Genomic DNA, 19,167 nt, shown 5'->3' with positions numbered 1-19,167 from the left:
CCCTGCGCACCGGCCGTCACCCGCCTCCGGAGCCCCGCCGGGACCCCGCTGGAGCCCCGCCGAAGCCCCGCGGACGACGGCCGTGCCGGGCCCGGAAACCGCGCGACAGGCGGCGAACACCAGAGCGGAACGCAGGTGCGGAGCGCCCCGATCCGGGGAATCTCCTACCGGCGGGAGCGCCGGACGGGAACTTCGCCAGATGCCGACGCGCTTGCATACAGTGACAGAACTTCCTCGCAAGCGGATCGAAGGGACGTACATGCCCATGGGTCACACGGCCACAGAACAAGCCGGCTCCGGCGGCCTGACAGCAACCGAGCACCGGCTGGCCAATGGCCTGCGCGTGGTGCTCTCGGAGGACCACCTGACCCCCGTCGCGGCGGTCTGCCTGTGGTACGACGTCGGCTCCCGCCACGAGGTGAAGGGCCGTACGGGCCTTGCGCACCTCTTCGAGCACCTGATGTTCCAAGGGTCGGCGCAGGTGAAGGGCAACGGTCACTTCGAGCTGGTGCAGGGCGCCGGCGGCTCGCTCAACGGCACCACGAGCTTCGAGCGGACGAACTACTTCGAGACCATGCCCGCCCACCAGCTCGAGCTCGCCCTGTGGCTGGAGGCGGACCGGATGGGTTCGCTGCTGGCCGCACTGGACGACGAGTCGCTGGAGAACCAGCGCGACGTGGTGAAGAACGAGCGCCGCCAGCGGTACGACAACGTGCCGTACGGCACCGCGTTCGAGAAGCTGACGGCGATGGCCTACCCCGAGGGCCACCCGTACCACCACACGCCCATCGGGTCCATGGCCGACCTGGACGCCGCCTCCCTGGAGGACGCGCGGAACTTCTTCCGCACGTACTACGCGCCCAACAACGCCGTGCTGTCCATCGTGGGCGACATCGACCCCGAGCGGACCCTCGCCTGGGTGGAGAAGTACTTCGGCTCCATCCCCGGCCACGACGGCAAGCAGCCGCCGCGGGACGGCTCGCTGCCCGAGATCATGGGCCGGGAGCTGCGCGAGGTCGTCGAGGAGGAGGTGCCCTCGCGCGCCCTCATGGCGGCGTACCGGCTGCCGCACGACGGCACCCGTGAGGCTGATGCCGCGGACGTCGCGTTGACGATCCTGGGTGGCGGCGAGTCCTCCCGGCTCTACAACCGCCTGGTGCGCCGCGACCGCAGCGCCGTCGCGGCGGGCTTCGGCCTGCTGCGCCTGGCGGGCGCGCCCTCGCTGGGCTGGCTGGACGTGAAGACCTCGCACGGCGTCGAGGTGCCCGCCATCGAGCGGGCCGTCGACGAGGAGCTGAAGCGCTTCGCCGAGGAGGGCCCGACCGCCGAGGAGATGGAGCGCGCGCAGGCCCAGTTGGAGCGCGAGTGGCTGGACCGCCTGGAGACGGTCGCCGGGCGCGCGGACGAACTGGCCCGGTACGCGGTGCTGTTCGGCGACCCGCAGCTCGCGCTGAGCGCCGTACAGCGCGTTCTGGACATCACCCCGGACGAGGTGCAGGCGGTCGCCGCCGCCCGGCTGCGCCCCGACAACCGCGCGGTGCTGGTCTACGAGCCGACCCTGCCCGCCGGGGCCGAGGCCGCGGCCGCCGGGGAGCCGGAGCCCGCCGCGGCCGCCGTCCAGAACGACACCGAGACCAAGACCGAGGAGGCGGCCCAGTGACCGACGCCGTGACCCCGACCATGACCTTCCACCCGCAGCCGCAGGCCGGGCAGCCGAAGCCGTGGGCGTTCCCGGCCCCGGTGCGCGGCGCGCTCGGCAACGGCCTGACGGTGCTGCGCGCCGACCGCCCGGGCCAGCAGGTCGTGGCCGTCGAGATCAACCTCGTCGCGCCGCTGGACGCCGAGCCCGAGGGCCTGGACGGCGTCGCCACGATCATGGCGCGGGCGTTCTCCGAGGGAACCGACAAGCACGACGCCGAGGAGTTCGCCGCCGAGCTGGAGCGCTGCGGCGCCACGCTGGACGCGCACGCGGACCACCCCGGCCTCCGCGTCTCCCTGGAGGTGCCGGCCTCCCGCCTCGTGAAGGCGCTCGGCCTGCTCGCCGACGCCCTGCGCGCCCCGGCCTTCCCGGACAGCGAGGTCGAGCGCCTGGTGCGCAACCGCCTGGACGAGATCCCGCACGAGCTGGCCAACCCGGCCCGGCGCGCCGCGATGGCCCTCTCCAAGGAGCTGTTCCCGGCCACCTCCCGGATGTCCCGGCCGCGCCAGGGCACCGAGGAGACGGTGGCGCGCATCGACGCCGCCGCTGTCCGCGCCTTCTACGAGGCGCACGTACGCCCCGCCACGGCCACCGCCGTCATCGTCGGCGACTTCACCGGGGTGGACCTCGACGCGGCGCTGGAGGAGACCCTGGGCGCGTGGACCGGCTCCGCCGCCGAGCCGGTGGCCGCCTCCCCCATCACCGCCGACGACAGCGGCCGTGTGGTCATCGTCGACCGGCCCGGCGCCGTCCAGACGCAGCTGCTGATCGGCCGCATCGGCGCCGACCGGCACGACCGCGTCTGGCCCGCCCAGGTGCTCGGCACGTACTGCCTGGGCGGCACGCTCACCTCCCGCCTGGACCGCGTGCTGCGCGAGGAGAAGGGCTACACCTACGGCGTACGGGCCTTCGGGCAGGTGCTGCGCTCCTCCGGTGACGGCACGGGCGCGGCGATGCTGGCCATAAGCGGTTCGGTGGACACGGAGTCCACGGGTCCGGCGCTGGAGGACCTGTGGAAGGTGCTGCGGACGCTGGCCGCCGAGGGCCTGACCGACGCCGAGCGCGACGTGGCGGTGCAGAATCTGGTCGGCGTGGCGCCGCTGAAGTACGAGACGGCCGCCGCCGTCGCCGGGACGCTGGCCGACCAGGTCGAGCAGCACCTCCCCGACGACTTCCAGGCGGAGCTGTACCGGCGCATGGCCGAGACCGGCACGGTCGAGGCGACCGCCGCCGCGGTCAGCGCCTTCCCGGTGGACCGGCTCGTCACGGTCCTGGTGGGCGATGCCGCGCAGATCGCGGAGCCGGTGCGGAAGCTGGGCATCGGCGAGGTGTCGGTCGTCACGGGCTGACGCGGGGCGGGCCGGCGGCGGTCGCGGACCGGCGCCGTCCCGGGGCGGTTGCGGTGGTGAATTCGCCTGCGCGGTACGGCGGAAGGACGGGCCGGAACGCGTCGTACCGGTCCCGTCACTGGGTGTCTTGAACCGTGCCAACGCCGCTCACATAGCAGGACATAAAGGGTCCCGGGCCGCCAAAGCGGCCCGGGATCTTCGTTTTTGTCCGGAATGCTGTAGGTGGTTGCCTCCGCCCCGTGTGGCGTCCGGCACAAACTCTCGATTCTGTTTGCTGATCGCGAGATGTCCCCTTTAGCGTCGGTCCGGCTGTTCGTCAGAACTGCGCCGCGCCCGCGGCCGCCGGACAGTCATCGCCGAGTCCCCGTACGGCGCGAGCCAGGGGAGCCGGGGACCCACATGTCCCCTTGGGGTGAATCGGCGTCCTCTCCGGAGGCCGCCGTAGGAGACCTTCCTGCTCCGAACCCGTCAGCTAACCCGGTAGGCGAGAAGGAAGGAAAGGAGTGCGCCGGTCATGGCGTTCACCCGTGCCACCGGCAAGCACCGCCGCCCCGGCCGTGCTGCCCGGACCACCCGCAACATCGCCGGCATAGCCGCCGCGACCGGTGTCGTCGTGTCCATCGCCTCCCCGGCGCTGGCCGCCGCCGAGGACCCGGCCGCCACCGACACCGGCCTGACCCGCGCCATCGCCGACACCGGCGACCGGGTCGCCGACAACATCGTGGCCCAGGCCGACGCGCAGGAGGAGGCCGCCGAGGTCGCCGCCGCCCGTACGCAGGTCGAGGACGCCGCCGTCAAGAACGCCGAGGCCGCCAAGAAGAAGGCCCAGGAGGCTCAGCGCAAGGCCGCGGCCGAGGCGGCCGAGAAGAAGGCCGCCGCCAAGAAGAAGGCGGCGGAGAAGCGCGCCTCGCGCTCCGACGCCCGTACCACGCTCAGCGCCAGTGGCTTCGTCGCGCCGATCGCCGGCAGCTACGTCTCCACCCCGTACAAGGCGTCCAGCGGCCTGTGGTCCTCCGGCAGCCACACCGGCATCGACTTCCACGCCGCCTCCGGCACCGCCGTCCACGCCGTCGGCGCGGGCACGGTCGTCGAGGCCGGCTGGGGCGGCGCGTACGGCAACAACATCGTCCTCAAGATGAACGACGGCACCTACACCCAGTACGGCCACCTGTCGTCCATCGGCGTCTCCGTGGGCCAGCGGGTCTCCGCGAACCAGCAGATCGCGCTGTCCGGCAACACCGGCAACACCACCGGCCCGCACCTGCACTTCGAGGCGCGCACCGGCCCGGAGTACGGCTCGGACATCGACCCGATCGCGTACCTGCGTTCGCACGGCGTCAGCGTCTGAGGGACCCGAGCCTCTGAGGGGCCGCGCACCGTACGGCGTTCCCCGTGTACCACCCGAAGCCCCGGCCCCCGGCCGGGGCTTCGGCGTCTCCGTATGCGCTCCCGTTGCGCTCCCGTCCCCGCCTCCCCGGAACTCCCGCCCATTGGCCAAAAAATATCCATGAATTCGTGACGGCCATCGGAAATGCCGGTCCGGTGTCATAGAGTCACGGAAAAGGCGCCGCCCGGACGGCGTTTCCAGAGGATTACGGCGGAGGCACGGACGATGCGAGGGAACATTTCGGCGCATGCGGTCTGCACGGCGATTCGCGACGACATCGTCTCCGGAACGTTCCCGCCCGGCTCCCGGCTGATCGAGGAACTGCTCGCGTCCCGGTACGGCGTCTCCCGCGTCCCCGTACGCGAAGCGCTGCGCACGCTGGAGTCCGAGGGGTTCGTCACCACGCGGCGGCACGCGGGCGCGTGTGTGGCCGAGCCGACCGAGCAGGAGGCCGCCGACCTCCTGGACATCCGCCTCCTCCTGGAGCCCCTGGGCGCCGCCCGCGCCGCGGCCCGCCGCTCGGCCGCCCATCTGAAGGTACTGCGCGGCCTGGTCCGCCTGGGGCGTGCGAGGGCCCGCCACGGCAGCGCCGCCGACCTGCGGCAACTGGACTGCTGGTTCCACGAGACGCTCGCCCAGGCGTCCGGCAGCGCGAGCATGACGGCGCTGCTCACCCAGCTGCGCCGCAAGATCGACTGGGTGTACGCGATCGACCTGGACCAGCCGTCGCCCGGTGAGGCGGACCGGTCCTGGCAGGAGCACGGCGCGATCGTGGACGCGGTGGCGCGCGGCGACGCCGAGCGCGCCCGCGCACTGACCGCCGCCCATGTGGAGCACGCGCTGCCCGCCCACCGGCTGCGCCGTCCGGCGCCGGCGGTGAGGGAAGTGAAACGGTCCGTAAACACGGCGCGCGTCCGGAATTAACACCGCTGCCGTATACAACTCCTGGGGAATTCCGTACCCCTGCTCCGCCGTGCCCGAATTACTTTTGCGTGGGCCCGATTGTGCGTACCTGATTGCGTGCGCCCGAATGTCTTTTGCGTCGGATCCCGGCCGACGGGAAAGCGGGGAATTCCGTGCAATGCGAACGGCCCCGCCCATGACCCGTGTGCGGGTCACTGTGGCGGGGCCGTGACGGCGGTACCGGGCGGCGTACGGCCGCCGGTCTGCCCGAAGGGTCAGACCGTCTCCGGGAGCTCCTCGAGGCCCTCGGAGACGAGCTTTGCCAGGCGGTCCAGCGCGGCGTCGGCGCCGTCGGCGTCCGAAGCCAGCACGATCTCCTCGCCACCCTGGGCGCCCAGGCCCAGGACCGCGAGCATGGAGGCGGCGTTGACGGGGTTGCCGTCACCCTTGGCGATCGTGACCGGCACGCCGGAAGCGGTGGCCGCACGGACGAAGATCGAGGCGGGGCGGGCGTGCAGACCCTCGGCCCATCCGACATTGACGCGGCGCTCAGCCATGGTGTTGCCCTTCGGGTAGGGAAAGTTGTCTAGACCAGTCTCTCACGCGGGCACCGGTGGTCCGGTGTGCCCAGCCCCCGTGAGCGCTCGGATCCTAGAAGTCCAAGCCTGCGTCACGCCCAGGCTGTACGCATGCTGAGACCCGGTCGTACGCACCGTCCCGCCCCGGAGCACGTACGGTCGTCCCCGAGGCGCCCCGGACGCTTCGGCCGCCCCCGGATACGCACACGGTCGTACGCTGTCCGCATGGAGACGTCGTCGGATGCCGCCGCCTACCCCGCTCACTGGGAAGCCGACGTGGTGCTGCGTGACGGCGGCACCGCCCGGATCCGCCCCATCACCCCGGACGACGCGGAGCGCCTGGTCTCCTTCTACGAGCAGGTCTCCGACGAGTCGAAGTACTACCGCTTCTTCGCGCCCTACCCCCGGCTCTCCGACCGCGACGTGCACCGCTTCACCCACCACGACTACGTGGACCGGGTCGGGCTCGCCGCCTTCGTGGGCGGCGAGATGATCGCCACCGTCCGGTACGACCGCATCAACGCCGACGGCCGGCCCGCCACCGGCCCCGACGCCGACCAGGCCGAGATCGCCTTCCTCGTGCAGGACGCGCACCAGGGCCGCGGCGTGGCCTCCGCGCTCATGGAGCACGCCGCCGCGGTCGCGCGCGAGCGCGGCATCCGGCGCTTCGCCGCCGAGGTGCTGCCCGCCAACACCAAGATGATCAAGGTGTTCACGGACGCCGGATACACCCAGAAGCGCACCTTCGAGGACGGCGTCGTCCGCCTCGAATTCGACCTGGAGCCCACCGAGCAGTCCGTCGCCGTCATGCGCGGCCGCGAGCACCGCGCCGAGGCCCGCTCCGTACAGCGGCTGCTCGCCCCCGGGTCGATCGCCGTCATCGGTACGGGGCGCGCCCCCGGAGGCGTCGGCCGCTCCGCCCTCCGCAACATCCTCGACTCCGGCTTCACCGGCCGCACGTACGCCGTCAACCACGCCTTCCCCGAAGGCGGCAGCACGCTGGACCCGGAGGGCGTACCGGCCCACCGCTCCCTCCGGGACATCCCCGGCCCCGTCGACCTGGCCGTCGTCGCCGTGCCCGCCGCGCACGTCCCCGATGTCGTGCGCGACTGCGGCGAGCACGGCGTACAGGGGCTGATCGTCCTCACCTCCGGTTACGCGGAGGCCGGACCCGAAGGGCGCGAGAAGCAGCGCGCACTGCTGCGCCAGGCCCGCTCGTACGGCATGCGGCTGGTCGGCCCGAACGCGTTCGGGCTGATCAACACCGCGCCCGCCGTCCGCCTCAACGCCTCCCTCTCGCCCCGGCTGCCCGGTGCGGGCCGCGTCGGCCTGTTCACCCAGTCCGGCGCGATCGGCATCGGCCTGCTCAGCGCCCTCCAGGAGCGCGGCCCCGGGGACGGCGCGATCGCCGGCGTCTCCACCTTCGTATCCGCCGGCAACCGCGCCGACGTCTCCGGCAACGACCTGCTCCAGTACTGGTACGAGGACCCCGACACGGACGTCGCGCTGCTGTACCTGGAGTCCATCGGCAACCCGCGCAAGTTCACCCGGCTCGCCCGCCGCACCGCCGCCGCCAAGCCCGTCGTGGTCGTCAAGGGCGCCCGGCACAGCGGCACCGTCCCGCTCGGCCACACCGTCCCCACCACCCGCGTACCCGACTCCACCGTCTCCGCGCTCATGCGGCAGGCCGGCGTCATCCGGGTCGGCACCCTCACCGAGCTGATCGACGCGGGGCTGCTGCTGGCCTCCCAGCCGCTGCCCGCCGGCCCCCGGGTGGCGATCCTGGGCAACTCCGAAGCGCTCGCTCTCCTGGCGTACGACGCGTGCCTCACCGAGGGGCTGCGCCCGCAGCGCCCCCATGTGCTGCCCTTCGCCGCCACGACCGCCGACTTCCGCGCGGCGCTGGCCCGGGCTCTGGCCAACGACCGCATCGACGCGGTCGTCCTCACCGCCATCCCCTGGGTCGCCGAGGGCAGCAGCGCGGACCCGGAGGAGATCGCGGCCCTCGCCACGGCCCTGCGCGAGGCCGCGGCCGAGGGCCCCGCCAAGCCCGTCACCGTCGTCCACCTGGCGATGGAGGAGCTGGCGGGGGCGCTCTCGGGGACGGGGACGACGGGCGCGACAGCCTCGACAGAGGAGCCCGCGCCGCAAGCGGAGCCGGCGCTGCATCCGGAGGCGGCGCGGGACACGAAGGCAGCGCAGGACAAGGAGGAGGCGCGCCCCGGCCCGCCCCGCATCCCCGCCTACCCCTCGGCCGAGCGGGCCGTCCGGTCGCTCGCGGAGGCCGTCCGGTACGCGGCCTGGCGCCGCGAGTCCGCCGTACCGGGCAAGGTCCCCGAGTACGAGGACATCCAGGAGGCCGCAGCGGGCGCCGACATCGACCGGCTCCTCGACGAGCTCACCGCCGACACCGAGCCGCACCGCTCCGTGGCCCTGCCGCCCGACGAGGCCGCCGCCCTGCTCGGCCGCTACGGCATCCGCGTCCGCGCCGCGCTCCCCGCACCCGACCCGGACGCCGCCGTACGCGCCGCCGAGTCCCTGGGCTACCCCGTCGCCCTGAAGACCACGGCGCCGCACCTGAGGCACCGCGCAGACCTCGGGGGTGTGCGCCTCGACCTCCCCGGAGAGCGCGCCCTGCGCCGCGCCTATGAGGAGCTGACCGACTTCCTCGGGAAGCCCGAAGAGCTGCGCCCGGTGGTGCAGGCGATGGTGCCGCGCGGCGTGGACACGGTGATCCGCGCCTCCATCGACCCGGCGGCCGGCGCCGTCCTCTCCTTCGGCCTGGCCGGCGCCCCCTCCCAGCTCCTCGGCGACATGGCGCACCGCCTCATCCCCGCCACCGACCGCGACGTCGCCGAGCAGATCCGCTCCATCCGGACCGCGCCGCTGCTCTTCGGGTGGCGCGGCTCCCAGCCCGTGGACAGCGCCGCGCTGGAGGAACTGCTGCTGCGCGTCTCCCGGCTCGTCGACGACCACCCCGAGGTCGTCGGCATCGACCTGGAACCGGTCGTCGTCGCCCCTCAGGGCCTCGCCGTCCTCGGCGCCGCCGTCCGCCTCGCCCGCCCCCCGGCCACCACCGACCTCGGCCCGCGCCGCCTCCCTGCGTACTGAGCCCGGCCCGCCGCCTGCGGCCCGTGGCGGCCCCGGCGCCCCGTAGGATGGACGGCATGGCTAAGACCGGTACGACGACCCAGGGGCTGCGCGCGGCGATCGAGCGCAGCGGCTATTACCCGGCACTCGTGGCCGAGGCGGTGCAGGCCGCGGTGGGCGGCGAGCCGGTGGTGTCGTACCTGGTCCACCAGGAGACCACCTTCGACGCGAACGAAGTGCGCCGCCACGTCACGGTGCTGGTCCTCACCGACACCCGCTTCATCGTCAGCCACACCGACGAGCAGGCCGCGGACGCCACGTCGCCGACGCCGTACGCGACCACCTCCACCGAGTCGGTGAAGCTCGGCCGGATCTCCTCCGTCGTGCTCAGCCGCGTCGTGGCCAACCCGGAGTCGTACACCCCGGGGCAGCTGCCCCGCGAGGTCGTGCTGACCATCGGCTGGGGCGCCGTCGCCCGGCTCGACCTGGAGCCCGCCAGCTGCGGCGACCCGAACTGCGAGGCCGACCACGGCTACACCGGCTCCTCCACCGCCGACGACCTCTCGCTGCGGGTCAGCGAGGCCGGCGACGGCCCGGACACCGTCCGGCAGACGCTCGCGTTCGCCCAGGCGCTCTCCGAAGCCACCGCCGCATCGGCCGCCCGCTGATGACGGGTTTCGCCGTCGACCCGGCGTCCGCCTGGCCCGAGCCGCTGGACCTCGCCACCGCGCCGGTGCCCCGTTACGGCACGGGGGCGCTCTGCGACCTCCTGCCCGCCATCACCGCGGGCCAGGGCCTGGCGCACGCGCAGCCGACGAGCCTGGAGCTGGCGCCCGCCGACCGCGCCTGCGTCTTCCTCGTCGACGGCCTGGGCTGGGAGCTGCTACGCGCCCACCCGGACGAGGCGCCCTTCCTGACCTCGCTGCTCGGCACGTCCATGAACGGCACCGGGCTGCCCATGACGGCCGGCTTCCCGTCCACCACGGCCACTTCCCTGGCCTCGGTCGGCACGGGCCTGCCACCGGGCGCACACGGCCTCGCCGGATACACCGTCCAAGACCCCGACACCGGCGCGCTGATGAACCAGCTGCGCTGGCAGCCGTGGACCGACCCGTACGCCTGGCAGCCGTACCCCACGGTCTTCCAGCAGGCGCACGCGGCGGGCATCCACACCGCCCAGGTCTCCGCGCCGAACTTCGAGCGCACCCCGCTCACCGAGATCGCGCTCAGCGGCGGCACCTTCCACGGCCGCCTCTCCGGCGAGGACCGCATGGACCTGGCCGCCGAACAACTGGCCGCCGGCGACCGGTCGCTCGTCTACACGTACTACTCCGAGGTGGACGGCAAGGGCCACCGCTACGGCGTCGACTCTGACGCCTGGCGCGGCCAGCTGATGTACGTCGACCGGCTCGCGGAGCGGCTCGCCGAACAGCTGCCGCCGCGCTCGGCCCTGTACATCACCGCAGACCACGGCATGATCGACATCCCGTTCGACCCGGAGTCCCGCGTCGACTTCGACGAGGACTGGGAACTGCGCGCGGGCGTACGGCTGCTGGGCGGCGAGGGCCGCTGCCGCCATGTGTACGCGCATCCGGGCGCGGCCGACGACGTGCTCGCGGTCTGGCGCGAGGTGGTCGGCGAACAGATGTGGGTGGCCGGCCGCGAGGAGGCGATCGCCGCGGGGTGGTTCGGGCCACGCGTCGACGACCGGGTACGGGGCAGAATCGGTGATGTGGTGGCCGCCGCCCATGCCGACATGGTGATCATCGCGAGCGAGAAGGAACCCCGCGAATCGGCCATGGTCGGCATGCACGGCTCCATGACCCCGATCGAACAACTCGTCCCCCTCCTGGAAGTCCGCACCTGACGCACTCCGCCGGAGAGCCCACCCCGTGACGCGCACTGTGCGGAACCCGCACGCGGGTGCTCCGCCCGGCCGGAAGTCTGTACGTGACGTGCTCCGTCCGCGCTGTCAGTGGCACCCGTTACTGTGTTGAGCAGGGGTCCTGCGTCCCCCCCAACGGGGGAAGCGGTGGCTGAAACGGTACGGCGCCCGAACCGCTCTTCTCGGGGCCCGAACCGCCCTCCTCGGAGACAGCGGGAGCCGAAACCGCACCCATCCGAGCCCTCCACCCCATACGACCCGATTGCCGTCGGCAGGCCCCGACGCGCCCGAAAGGCAACAACCCCCCATGGCTGAACTGGTGTTCTTCAGCGGCACGATGGACTGCGGAAAGTCGACTCTGGCGCTGCAAATCGTGCACAACCGTTCGGCCCGTGGCCTGCAGAGTGTGATCTTTACGCGGGATGACCGTGCGGGTGAGGGCAAGCTGTCGTCGCGCTTGGGGTTGACCACCGACGCGGTGGAGGCGACGCCTGGGATGGATCTGTACGGGTTCGTCGTGGACCGCATGTCGCGGGGCGGCAGGGTCGACTACGTCATCGTGGACGAGGCCCAGTTCCTGTTGCCGGAGCAGATCGACCAGGCGGCCCGGATCGTGGACGATCTGGACCTGGACGTCTTTGCCTTCGGTATCACCACGGACTTCCGCACGAAGCTGTTCCCCGGGTCGCAGCGACTGTTTGAGCTGGCGGACCGGGTGGAGGCGCTGCAGGTCGAGGCGATGTGCTGGTGCGGCGCCCGGGCCACGCACAACGCTCGTACGCTGAGCGGCGAGATGGTCGTCGAGGGCGAGCAGGTCGTGGTGGGAGATGTGGATATGGCGACGGAGGTCGTCGGCTATGAGGTTCTGTGCCGACGCCACCATCGCCGCCGTATGACGAGCGCTTCCGCACGGGCGTCGGCACTGTCACCCGACGTACTGCCGGTCACCTCCGACTGACCTCTGCCGCCGCTGCGACAGCCGGGATTCCTTGAACACGTCGGCGTGAGGACTGGAGACCGCGCCTCATTGCTGCGCCCGGCTGGGTTCCTCGCCGGGGAGTTGAAGTCGACTGTCGGCGCTTCGGATACGAAAAGGCGCACTATCAGCGCTTCGCCGACGCCTACAGATGGGACGTCACCCGCCCGCACGGCTACCCGGTACTCCGGGACCTCCGCGAACTCCGAATGATCACCACAAACGCCTGCAAAGTCATGCACAGCCCCTGGCGACCCTACGACGGCAGACCTCCGCCAGGAAGCCGAGGAGAGACAACGTCCGCGCTATGCGCCCGCATCGTGCGCCGTGCCGCGGCGTGAGGCGCACTTCGCTGCCTGGAGGTCGATTGAGTCTGCATGCGTCTATGGGTAGCTTTGTTCGCCTGGCTGTGTGTCGCGCGTGCTCTACGTGGCTGGGCGTGCAGTCGGGCGGGAATGTTTCCTTGTCTGCGGGGCTGGGCGGTCGGTCCGGGTGGCGGGATCGGTAGCGCGAGTTGAGCAGGTGGCAGCGACGGTGGGCGCTGATACGCCTACGGGCTACACCTACGGGCTTACACCTACGGGAACGGGGCCACGGCCAAGGGGGAGAGGGCGCGAGTTGGGTAATGAGGGGGCGGCGGAGCCACGGCGCCGGTGCATCGGGCGGGGTGCAATCGAACCTCCACGGTGTCATCGCGGGTCTCGACTCGCTGAGCGGCGCGCCAAGACCGGTAAGGAAAGGCCGCGATGGCCGGATTCCGGCGGGCGGCGTCTCGGGCCAGTACCACGGCACGGAACAGCGCAGGAACAAGTCGGCGAGCGAAGTTCACTCCATCATTCGTCTGGTCAATTCGCCGCTGCAAAAGAACGATGGCACTGCCCGGCCCGCGCATCAGCAGACCAAAAGCGTGGCGGGCGGGATCGGCTGAGGGGTGAGTCATGAAGTTCGACATTTCGCCGAGCGGAATGAATGAAACCGGTCAGAAGGCCACCCGCCACGGCAACGACCTCGACTCGGATGTCCGGACACTGCTCGACGCGCTCGACGGTGCGGGGTCGGCGAGCGGCGGCCCGATCGCCGAGGCCCTGGCCAGGTTCGCGGGGGACGTCCAACAGAAGACCGGCATCATGTCGTCCAGGGTGGCGTGCACGGTGGACGGCGCCGGACGGGCAACCAGCATATTCGGGGAGGGGGACGACGAGATGAGAAGCAACGCGAACCAGGGAATGGGCGGGGTGAATTCTTCAGAAAACGGCTGGCTCGGGCAGGGTGGTCGTTAAATGACGGACACGCTGATCGACCCGGAGGAGATCCCTTCCCTGGACGACGTGCACTTCGGGGATGTGGAGGCGGAGGTCCGGACGATCCGGAGGGCCGCCTCTGGAATGGAGCACCGCGGCGGGAAAATCGACGGTGCGTGGGCAGCAGGTGTCGGCCTGAATTACCTTGCGCCGAACGGCGCGGTCCTCGCTGAAAAGCTGATTCCCGTCAAGCAGCAGGCGAGCAAGGTCGCCGAGGCCGCCCAGACCGTCGCTGATGTCCTGCAGGGGTACGTTGACGCCGGTGCGCCGATAAAGAAGTCGCTCAAGCAGCTGAAGCGCGATGCCGAGAGTCTGGTCGCCAAGGCGAAGCCGCTGGGCGAGGGCTGGCGGCACAAGCCGGACCTGGTCGAGGAGAACGATCGCATTACCTCCGCCGTACGCGTCAAGGTCGCCGCCCATGACGAGGCCAGTCAGACCGCCGTTGACAAGATCAATGCCACGAACGACGGCCCCGGAACCAACTGGGCCGAGCAGGGGCGTCAGTACCTGGGGTTCGGTGGTTACGGGACGACGGGGCTCGGTGCCGGCGTGTCGTGGGCGAGCTACTACAAGTACGGCAGGTTCGCCCCCAGGGGATATCTGCCGGGCGGCAGGTACGGCTATCTGCCGTGGAAGAACGAGCCGCTGTGGAAGAACACCTACCGGCGCATGTGGAGCACGAACTGGCAGGCCAAGAGCTATGCCGCCGCAAGCCGGAACAAGTGGGCGACCGTTGGCAAGTGGGGCGGCAAGGTGAGTATGGGACTCACCGCTGTTACCTCGGGGCTGAGCCAGTGGGGCCAGGACTCCCAGGACCCCAACATGTCCACCGGGAAGCGCGTCGCCCGCACCGGGGTCAAATCCGCCGCGACGACCGGCGGCACGTGGGCGGGTGCGGAAGGCGGCGCAGCGGCCGGTGCCGCGGTAGGCGCCGCATTCGGCGGAGTCGGCGCGCCGGTGGGCGCGGTGGTGGGTGGTCTTGTCGGTGCTGCCGCAGGTTCTGGCCTCGGCAGTGCGGCCGGAGACTGGATTAACGGAATTATTGGGAAGTGATGTAATCGTGGCGCGCCGGCGGACCCTGTCGATCTTTTCAGCGAGGTCGCCAGTGGTCGTGATGGCTTTGGTTTTTCTGGGCGTCTACCTAGAAACCAGTCACGCCAAGTCCTGGGGTATACAGGGACTTCCCGCAACCGTCGTCGGCGGTCTCGGATCTGTCTACACGGTGTGGTGCTGGCTCGGTCGTACGCGGCAGGCCCGTTCCTGGGCAGTGATCGATCGTGGTCCGCAACTGGCGCTCATCGGCATTCCCCTCTTTGCCTTCGTGATGCTCGGGGGCGGGATTTACTATCTCTTCGGTCTCCCCAAGCTGGTGGTTCTCCCCTTCGCCTTCATCAGCGCTCTGCACTTCCTGGTCCTGCTCGCCGGGTTCTTCGGTCTCCCGAAATGGTGGGGCCCCCGTTGGTTCCGCCGAGGCGAGTACAAGAAGGATTTCAAGGGCGCGCAGCCTCAGGGCGCTCTGGGGACCTTGGTGGATTCCTGCGCAGCACAGACTCCTACCCTGCTCAGTCAGGAAGAGATAGGGAAGAGATTCGGGGATGTGTCCGAGCCCGTGGCCCAGTGGAAGGGCGGCTGGGTGCACGATCCGGATACCGACGAGCAGGGTCACGGGCTCGCGCGCAAGGGAACGGTCGAGGGCAAGCTGGCCTGGTATCCGCAGGGGTTGGGCTTCGCCGCCACCAAGCAGGAGGACTCGCTTCGCCAGAAGCCGACCGTCGTGACGATTCCCGCCGGTCAGCTCACCGGGGTCGAGGTGGTGCCCGCGCGGGCGGGCGCGGACGGTCGCCGACGACCGGGATTCTGGATGCGTTCGCCCTTCCCCAGGCTGGTCGTGCGGACCGCGAGCGGCGCCTATGTATTCGACGTGGCCAGGGGCCGAGCGCGAAAGGTGGCCGCCTTCATCAGGGAACGGACCGGGCAGCACGCATGACCAGCAACGAACTGCAGCCGTACGAAGACCGGGAATTCAATATCGCCCTTCCGGAGCACTGGGAGGCGGTGGAATCCCCAGGGCCGCCGGTCGCCCTGATCGCCGTGGAGCCGGGGGACGGCGAGGCGTTCCGCGCCAACGTCGTCGTCACGGCCGAGGACGTCGAGGACGCACGGCAGTGGCAGCAGGCCGTGGGCCGGGCGCTGGAGGACCACCTCCAGGAGTACTTGCTGGTGGACGAGGAGCCGATGGGTTCCGGCACGCGACGGCTGTTCCACCATGTCCTTCCCGAGGCCGGGGCCATCACCGCGGAGCAGTGGTCCTGGACGACGGGGCGCCGGGGGTTCACCGTGACCGCCTCGGCCGCCACATTCGACTACGACGCGAAGGCGGACCTGTTCGCCTCGGTCGCCGGCTGCTTCCGTCTTCGGGAGGTGCCCACATGACCGGGGTGCTCTTCGACGGTGACAGCGGCCGGCTGCGCCTGTCCCCGGAACTGTTCGAGGCCTTCTACGACTGGGCGGAGGGTGAGCGGGGCGACGGCGAAGGGCTGCGTACGCTTTCGGAGGCCGGGGTGCTGGCCGACGGGAAGCCGCACCCGGCCGTCGCGCCGGTGGTGGACGCCATGTCCGACCCGGCGTGCCTGCTCTCCGTCCACGGCGCCGCCGCGGACGGCAGCGGCGTGCACGGTGCCGGCTGGCTGGGCGGGGAGTCCGCGGCACTGCTCCTGGACGCCCCGGACGACCTGGTGGAACTGACCGGCACGGCCCCGGCGTCGATGCCGGCCGCGGTGGCCTGTGTCGTCGGGCTCGCGCCCCGGCCGGTGCCCGACGCGGCTGCGGTCCCGCTGCCCACCGCCGAGGTCGAGGAGCTGTTCGAGAACGAACCGCACGATGGCCGCCCGCTGACCGGACACTCGGTGCTGGAGGCGGTCGGTGCTTCCGCCGCGGACGGTGCGCGGTGGTGGGAGGTGGCGACGCGGTGGCCCGATGCGGCGGGCACCCCGCACACGCGCACCCTGCGGGTCCTCGACACCGCCGACGGGCTGTGGGCCGTGATCAGGAGTGACTCCGAGCGGACCACGTTGGAGCCGGTCTCGGCGACTGCGGTGTGGCGGTTGCTGCTGCGCTGTTTTCCCTTGTAGGTGACGCGGACAAAGAAAACGACAGCGTCCCCGCGAGTCGTAGCACCGGTCGAACCGGTGCTGTTCGCACCGAAGAGACGGGAGTCGTCGGCTTGTGGCCGGCGGCTTCCGTGCGTACTACGGGCGCGTACTACGGCCGCGTACTGCGGGGTTCTGCCCCGCCGCTGAGCCCTCCGGACCAGGGAGGGCCGCGCCCTGTCAGGGGCCGTAAGGGCCGGAGTTGTACGGGGAGCCGTATTCGGCGACGAGGCCGAAGCGGCCCTGGCCCTGTTCGCCGGGGGACTGGACCTCCGAGACGAAGGACACGGTCCCGATCACCCGTTCCTGTACCTCCTGGGCTTCCTGCGCCTCCTGAGCCGCGGCGTCCAGCTGTTCCAACTCCGCGGCCGACACAAGGGCGACGAGCGGCTTGCCGTGGCGGGTCACGACGACGCGCTCCCCGCCGTACACCGCGCGGTTGATCAGGTCGGCGAGTTCGGCCCGGGCTTGCGTCACGGGAATCTCATAAGCCATGATCACCATCCTACGTCCTGTACATCCTGTACGTTCGTGCGAACGCGCTTGCGCTTCTGCTGAGGGGGAGGGTCATGCCATGCCCCCGCCGGCCGGCCGTGAGCCCGACCGACAAGGAGCTGTGTGAAGTGGGCGGAAACCTGGTCTGCCTGAAGGCGTCCAGTGGGCGGCACGCCCTGGTCTTCATCCACCCCGCGAGCGGTTCGGCCGCCTCGTTCCGCGCCCTGCAGCCGCATCTGCGTTCGGACTGCTCCGTCTACGCCTTCCAGGCCACGGGCATCGACCCCGGCCGTCCCCGGTCCATCGAGGGCATCGCGGACGCCTACCTGACGGAGTATCTGGCCACCGACTCCCGGTCGGTGCCCGTCTTCGTCGGCTGGTCCTTCAGCGGGCCGGTCGCCGTGGAGATGGCGCGCCTCGCCGAGGAGCGGGGGGTCGCTCCGGCCGGCGTGATCCTGCTGGACAGCGCGACCCATGAGGTGCTGGCGGGCCGTACGACCGATCTGGCCACGGAGGTGGGCGGGCTCTTCGGGATCGACATGTCCGGCGCCGGATTCTCCGCCGGGGCCTCCTCGGCCGATGACTCCGCGGTCGCCGCGCTTCTCGACCACGCGGCGGACCTGATCGCTGTCGCGAATGACGTGCCGGGGCTCACGGGCCAGGATCTGCGCCCCTTCTGGGACATCTACCGCTGGCACCAGGGGATTTTCGACAACAGCTGGCAGGCCAGGCCCTGTTCGGCGCCGCTCCTGGTGATCCGGGCGCGGGACGAAACCGGCTGGAACGCGGCGCCGGAGTGCCTCGGCTGGTCCGAGGTGACCGGCCGCCCGGCGACCGTCGCCTGGGCCGACGGCACGCACTACACGATGATGGACGACGCCCGGCTGGGAGAGATCGCGCCCATCATCGAGCGGGCCGTCGAAAACGCTTTTGCTGTAAAGACGTGAACTTTTTGACGTAAAGGCGTGAACTACGTCTCTCTGTTTGAATTGTTCGACTTCTCGCCAGGCTATTTTCCGCTTCTGCAACAGGACGGTACTGTGAACTCCAGCAATCTTTCCGATGCTCGCGCCCGACTGCCCCAGGCCGAGGCGCGCTATGTGGTCCCGCGCTTTGTGGAGCGCACCTCGCAGGGTGTCCGTGAGTACGATCCGTACGCCAAGCTCTTCGAGGAGCGCATCATCTTCCTGGGTGTGCAGCTCGACGACGCCTCGGCCAATGACATCATGGCCCAGCTGATCTGCCTGGAATCGATGGACCCGGACCGGGACATCTCGCTCTACATCAACAGCCCGGGCGGCTCTTTCACCGCGCTGACCGCGATCTACGACACCATGCAGTACGTCAAGCCCGACATCCAGACGGTCTGTCTGGGGCAGGCGGCCTCCGGTGCGGCCATTCTGCTGGCGGCGGGTACCCCCGGAAAGCGGCTGGCGCTGCCCAACGCCCGGGTGCTGATTCATCAGCCGTACACCGAAACCGGTCGCGGCCAGGTCTCCGACCTCGAGATCCAGGCCAATGAAATCCTGCGTATGCGGTCGCAGATGGAAGAGATGCTTTCCAAGCACTCCGACGCGCCGATCGAGAAGGTCCGCGAGGACATCGAGCGCGACAAGATCCTGACGGCCGAGATGGCCCGTGATTACGGGATCGTGGACCAGGTCGTGGTGCCGCGTAACGTCCAGTAGCCGGGCCGATCTCCCGACTGAGTGATCAAGACGAGTGCAGGCAGGCGGTCGCGTCCGTGATGTTCCCCGAAGGTCCCAAGATTCCGGCTCTCACCGAGGCCGAGTCCAAGGTCGTGGATGCTTATGTGGCTGTTCTGAAACGGCTGGGCGACGCCAACCCCACGCAGACGAAGGGTACGTACACGGCGCTCAGGGCCGCGCAGGCACTCGTCTCCGAGACGCGGGCGCTGCGGGACGCACTGTCCTTGATGTTCGAGCGTCAGGAAAAAGAGATTCACGTGCGCACGATGGCGAAAGCCCTGCAGTCGCTCGACGGTGACCGTTTCCTGCCCCGGCTGGGCTCGCCCGGCGACGGGGCGTCGCCCGAAGGTTCCTGACCGGGCGGCGAATCACCGGAGAACTCCGTGCCTGCCGGCGCCGATGGCCTTGCCGTCATCGGCGCCGGTTCGTTCTGCGTGCGCCGCGGCGACCCGGCGCATTGAAGTCGGAATTCTTTATTCCGGTTACTGATGACGTCGATGAGAGGTCGGCGGAGGGGGCGGCAGAGAGGTCGGCGGGGGTTCCGCATAACGGTCAGACATCTCGATCCGTTTCCATGGTGCGCATTTGAAGTTGTAAATGCCAACCAGGCCCACCATTGCGCAGGTTGACTCTCCGCCGCTCCCAG

19 protein-coding genes and 1 riboswitch are annotated in these 19,167 nt (G+C 70.6%); of the genes, 17 read left to right on the top strand and 2 right to left on the bottom strand.

Translation table 11 applies throughout. The annotated features are described in order from the left end of the window. The first annotated feature begins 265 nt into the window (after positions 1-265). From ACZ4MH_RS25310 to ACZ4MH_RS25295, 4 genes are all read left to right on the top strand, one after another. On the top strand, positions 266-1,660 hold the full coding sequence (locus ACZ4MH_RS25310; protein ID WP_351591359.1) for a M16 family metallopeptidase: 1,395 nt from the start codon (positions 266-268) through the stop codon (positions 1,658-1,660). Positions 1,661-1,680: 20 nt separating this feature from the next. Beyond that, a complete protein-coding gene (locus ACZ4MH_RS25305) occupies positions 1,681-3,048 on the top strand; it encodes a M16 family metallopeptidase (RefSeq protein WP_351591356.1) in 1,368 nt (455 codons plus the stop codon). 344 nt (positions 3,049-3,392) lie between these two features. Then, positions 3,393-3,550, top strand: a riboswitch (cyclic di-AMP (ydaO/yuaA leader). 12 nt (positions 3,551-3,562) lie between these two features. Continuing rightward, positions 3,563-4,396: a M23 family metallopeptidase gene (locus tag ACZ4MH_RS25300; protein WP_351591323.1), complete on the top strand. Its 834-nt coding sequence runs from the start codon at positions 3,563-3,565 to the stop codon at positions 4,394-4,396. Between the two features lie 264 nt (positions 4,397-4,660). Next, the gene (locus ACZ4MH_RS25295; RefSeq protein WP_351591320.1) at positions 4,661-5,359 is read left to right on the top strand and encodes a GntR family transcriptional regulator; all 699 of its coding nucleotides are present in this window, start codon (positions 4,661-4,663) and stop codon (positions 5,357-5,359) included. 254 nt (positions 5,360-5,613) lie between these two features. On the opposite strand, the gene ACZ4MH_RS25290 is transcribed toward ACZ4MH_RS25295, so the two are convergent. Continuing rightward, a complete protein-coding gene (locus ACZ4MH_RS25290; RefSeq protein ID WP_030260828.1) occupies positions 5,614-5,895 on the bottom strand; it encodes an HPr family phosphocarrier protein in 282 nt (93 codons plus the stop codon). 246 nt (positions 5,896-6,141) lie between these two features. On the opposite strand from ACZ4MH_RS25290, the gene ACZ4MH_RS25285 reads away from it, so the two are divergent. From ACZ4MH_RS25285 to ACZ4MH_RS25240, 10 genes are all read left to right on the top strand, one after another. Further along, positions 6,142-9,027 (top strand): bifunctional acetate--CoA ligase family protein/GNAT family N-acetyltransferase, encoded by a 2,886-nt coding sequence (locus ACZ4MH_RS25285; protein WP_351591317.1) that lies wholly within the window; start codon positions 6,142-6,144, stop codon positions 9,025-9,027. A 56-nt stretch (positions 9,028-9,083) separates the two neighbouring features. Continuing rightward, positions 9,084-9,674: a DUF5998 family protein gene (locus ACZ4MH_RS25280; protein ID WP_351591314.1), complete on the top strand. Its 591-nt coding sequence runs from the start codon at positions 9,084-9,086 to the stop codon at positions 9,672-9,674. After that, positions 9,674-10,873, top strand: a complete 1,200-nt coding sequence (locus ACZ4MH_RS25275) for an alkaline phosphatase family protein (RefSeq protein ID WP_351591311.1) — start codon at positions 9,674-9,676, stop codon at positions 10,871-10,873. Before ACZ4MH_RS25280 ends, ACZ4MH_RS25275 begins: the two co-directional genes overlap by 1 nt. Positions 10,874-11,198: 325 nt before the next feature. Next, on the top strand, positions 11,199-11,849 hold the full coding sequence (locus ACZ4MH_RS25270) for a thymidine kinase (protein ID WP_351591308.1): 651 nt from the start codon (positions 11,199-11,201) through the stop codon (positions 11,847-11,849). A 685-nt stretch (positions 11,850-12,534) separates the two neighbouring features. Then, positions 12,535-12,795: a hypothetical protein gene (locus ACZ4MH_RS25265; protein WP_351591305.1), complete on the top strand. Its 261-nt coding sequence runs from the start codon at positions 12,535-12,537 to the stop codon at positions 12,793-12,795. A 10-nt stretch (positions 12,796-12,805) separates the two neighbouring features. Next, positions 12,806-13,147 (top strand): DUF6507 family protein, encoded by a 342-nt coding sequence (locus ACZ4MH_RS25260; RefSeq protein ID WP_351591302.1) that lies wholly within the window; start codon positions 12,806-12,808, stop codon positions 13,145-13,147. Further along, positions 13,148-14,221 (top strand): hypothetical protein, encoded by a 1,074-nt coding sequence (locus ACZ4MH_RS25255; RefSeq protein WP_351591299.1) that lies wholly within the window; start codon positions 13,148-13,150, stop codon positions 14,219-14,221. It begins immediately after the preceding gene. Next, entirely contained in the window at positions 14,148-15,155 is a 1,008-nt protein-coding gene (locus tag ACZ4MH_RS25250; RefSeq protein WP_351591297.1) for a hypothetical protein, read from the top strand. The genes ACZ4MH_RS25255 and ACZ4MH_RS25250 overlap by 74 nt, the downstream gene beginning before the upstream one ends. Beyond that, positions 15,152-15,601: a hypothetical protein gene (locus ACZ4MH_RS25245; protein WP_351591294.1), complete on the top strand. Its 450-nt coding sequence runs from the start codon at positions 15,152-15,154 to the stop codon at positions 15,599-15,601. Before ACZ4MH_RS25250 ends, ACZ4MH_RS25245 begins: the two co-directional genes overlap by 4 nt. After that, positions 15,598-16,299, top strand: a complete 702-nt coding sequence (locus tag ACZ4MH_RS25240; protein WP_351591291.1) for a hypothetical protein — start codon at positions 15,598-15,600, stop codon at positions 16,297-16,299. Before ACZ4MH_RS25245 ends, ACZ4MH_RS25240 begins: the two co-directional genes overlap by 4 nt. A gap of 198 nt (positions 16,300-16,497) precedes the next feature. On the opposite strand, the gene ACZ4MH_RS25235 is transcribed toward ACZ4MH_RS25240, so the two are convergent. Beyond that, positions 16,498-16,812, bottom strand: coding sequence for a type II toxin-antitoxin system Phd/YefM family antitoxin (locus ACZ4MH_RS25235; protein ID WP_351591289.1), 315 nt, complete (start codon positions 16,810-16,812; stop codon positions 16,498-16,500). A 128-nt stretch (positions 16,813-16,940) separates the two neighbouring features. Here ACZ4MH_RS25235 and ACZ4MH_RS25230 point away from each other — a divergent pair, with 128 nt between their 5' ends. The 3 genes from ACZ4MH_RS25230 (at position 16,941) to ACZ4MH_RS25220 (ending at position 18,877) form a co-directional block, all read left to right on the top strand. Further along, entirely contained in the window at positions 16,941-17,759 is an 819-nt protein-coding gene (locus ACZ4MH_RS25230; RefSeq protein WP_351591287.1) for a thioesterase domain-containing protein, read from the top strand. A gap of 75 nt (positions 17,760-17,834) precedes the next feature. Then, positions 17,835-18,500, top strand: a complete 666-nt coding sequence (locus tag ACZ4MH_RS25225) for an ATP-dependent Clp protease proteolytic subunit (RefSeq protein WP_467754708.1) — start codon at positions 17,835-17,837, stop codon at positions 18,498-18,500. 59 nt (positions 18,501-18,559) lie between these two features. Then, positions 18,560-18,877 (top strand): hypothetical protein, encoded by a 318-nt coding sequence (locus ACZ4MH_RS25220; RefSeq protein ID WP_351591350.1) that lies wholly within the window; start codon positions 18,560-18,562, stop codon positions 18,875-18,877. Positions 18,878-19,167 lie beyond the last annotated feature (290 nt).

It is taken from the genome of Streptomyces sp. NPDC026301, from assembly GCF_055567935.1.
This window is presented reverse-complemented; position numbering and strand designations above follow the sequence as displayed.

Bases quoted from the DNA above. Each gene is read 5' to 3' on its own strand.
- ACZ4MH_RS25255 (WP_351591299.1), top strand. From the start codon at position 13,148: ATGACGGACACGCTGATCGACCCGGAGGAGATCCCTTCCCTGGACGAC.
- ACZ4MH_RS25260 (WP_351591302.1), top strand. From the start codon at position 12,806: ATGAAGTTCGACATTTCGCCGAGCGGAATGAATGAAACCGGTCAGAAG.
- ACZ4MH_RS25245 (WP_351591294.1), top strand. From the start codon at position 15,152: ATGACCAGCAACGAACTGCAGCCGTACGAAGACCGGGAATTCAATATC.
- ACZ4MH_RS25240 (WP_351591291.1), top strand. From the start codon at position 15,598: ATGACCGGGGTGCTCTTCGACGGTGACAGCGGCCGGCTGCGCCTGTCC.
- ACZ4MH_RS25290 (WP_030260828.1), bottom strand. From the start codon at position 5,895: ATGGCTGAGCGCCGCGTCAATGTCGGATGGGCCGAGGGTCTGCACGCC.
- ACZ4MH_RS25270 (WP_351591308.1), top strand. From the start codon at position 11,199: ATGGCTGAACTGGTGTTCTTCAGCGGCACGATGGACTGCGGAAAGTCG.
- ACZ4MH_RS25285 (WP_351591317.1), top strand. From the start codon at position 6,142: ATGGAGACGTCGTCGGATGCCGCCGCCTACCCCGCTCACTGGGAAGCC.
- ACZ4MH_RS25220 (WP_351591350.1), top strand. From the start codon at position 18,560: ATGTTCCCCGAAGGTCCCAAGATTCCGGCTCTCACCGAGGCCGAGTCC.
- ACZ4MH_RS25235 (WP_351591289.1), bottom strand. From the start codon at position 16,812: ATGGCTTATGAGATTCCCGTGACGCAAGCCCGGGCCGAACTCGCCGAC.
- ACZ4MH_RS25310 (WP_351591359.1), top strand. From the start codon at position 266: ATGGGTCACACGGCCACAGAACAAGCCGGCTCCGGCGGCCTGACAGCA.
- ACZ4MH_RS25275 (WP_351591311.1), top strand. From the start codon at position 9,674: ATGACGGGTTTCGCCGTCGACCCGGCGTCCGCCTGGCCCGAGCCGCTG.
- ACZ4MH_RS25280 (WP_351591314.1), top strand. From the start codon at position 9,084: ATGGCTAAGACCGGTACGACGACCCAGGGGCTGCGCGCGGCGATCGAG.
- ACZ4MH_RS25300 (WP_351591323.1), top strand. From the start codon at position 3,563: ATGGCGTTCACCCGTGCCACCGGCAAGCACCGCCGCCCCGGCCGTGCT.
- ACZ4MH_RS25305 (WP_351591356.1), top strand. From the start codon at position 1,681: ATGACCTTCCACCCGCAGCCGCAGGCCGGGCAGCCGAAGCCGTGGGCG.
- ACZ4MH_RS25295 (WP_351591320.1), top strand. From the start codon at position 4,661: ATGCGAGGGAACATTTCGGCGCATGCGGTCTGCACGGCGATTCGCGAC.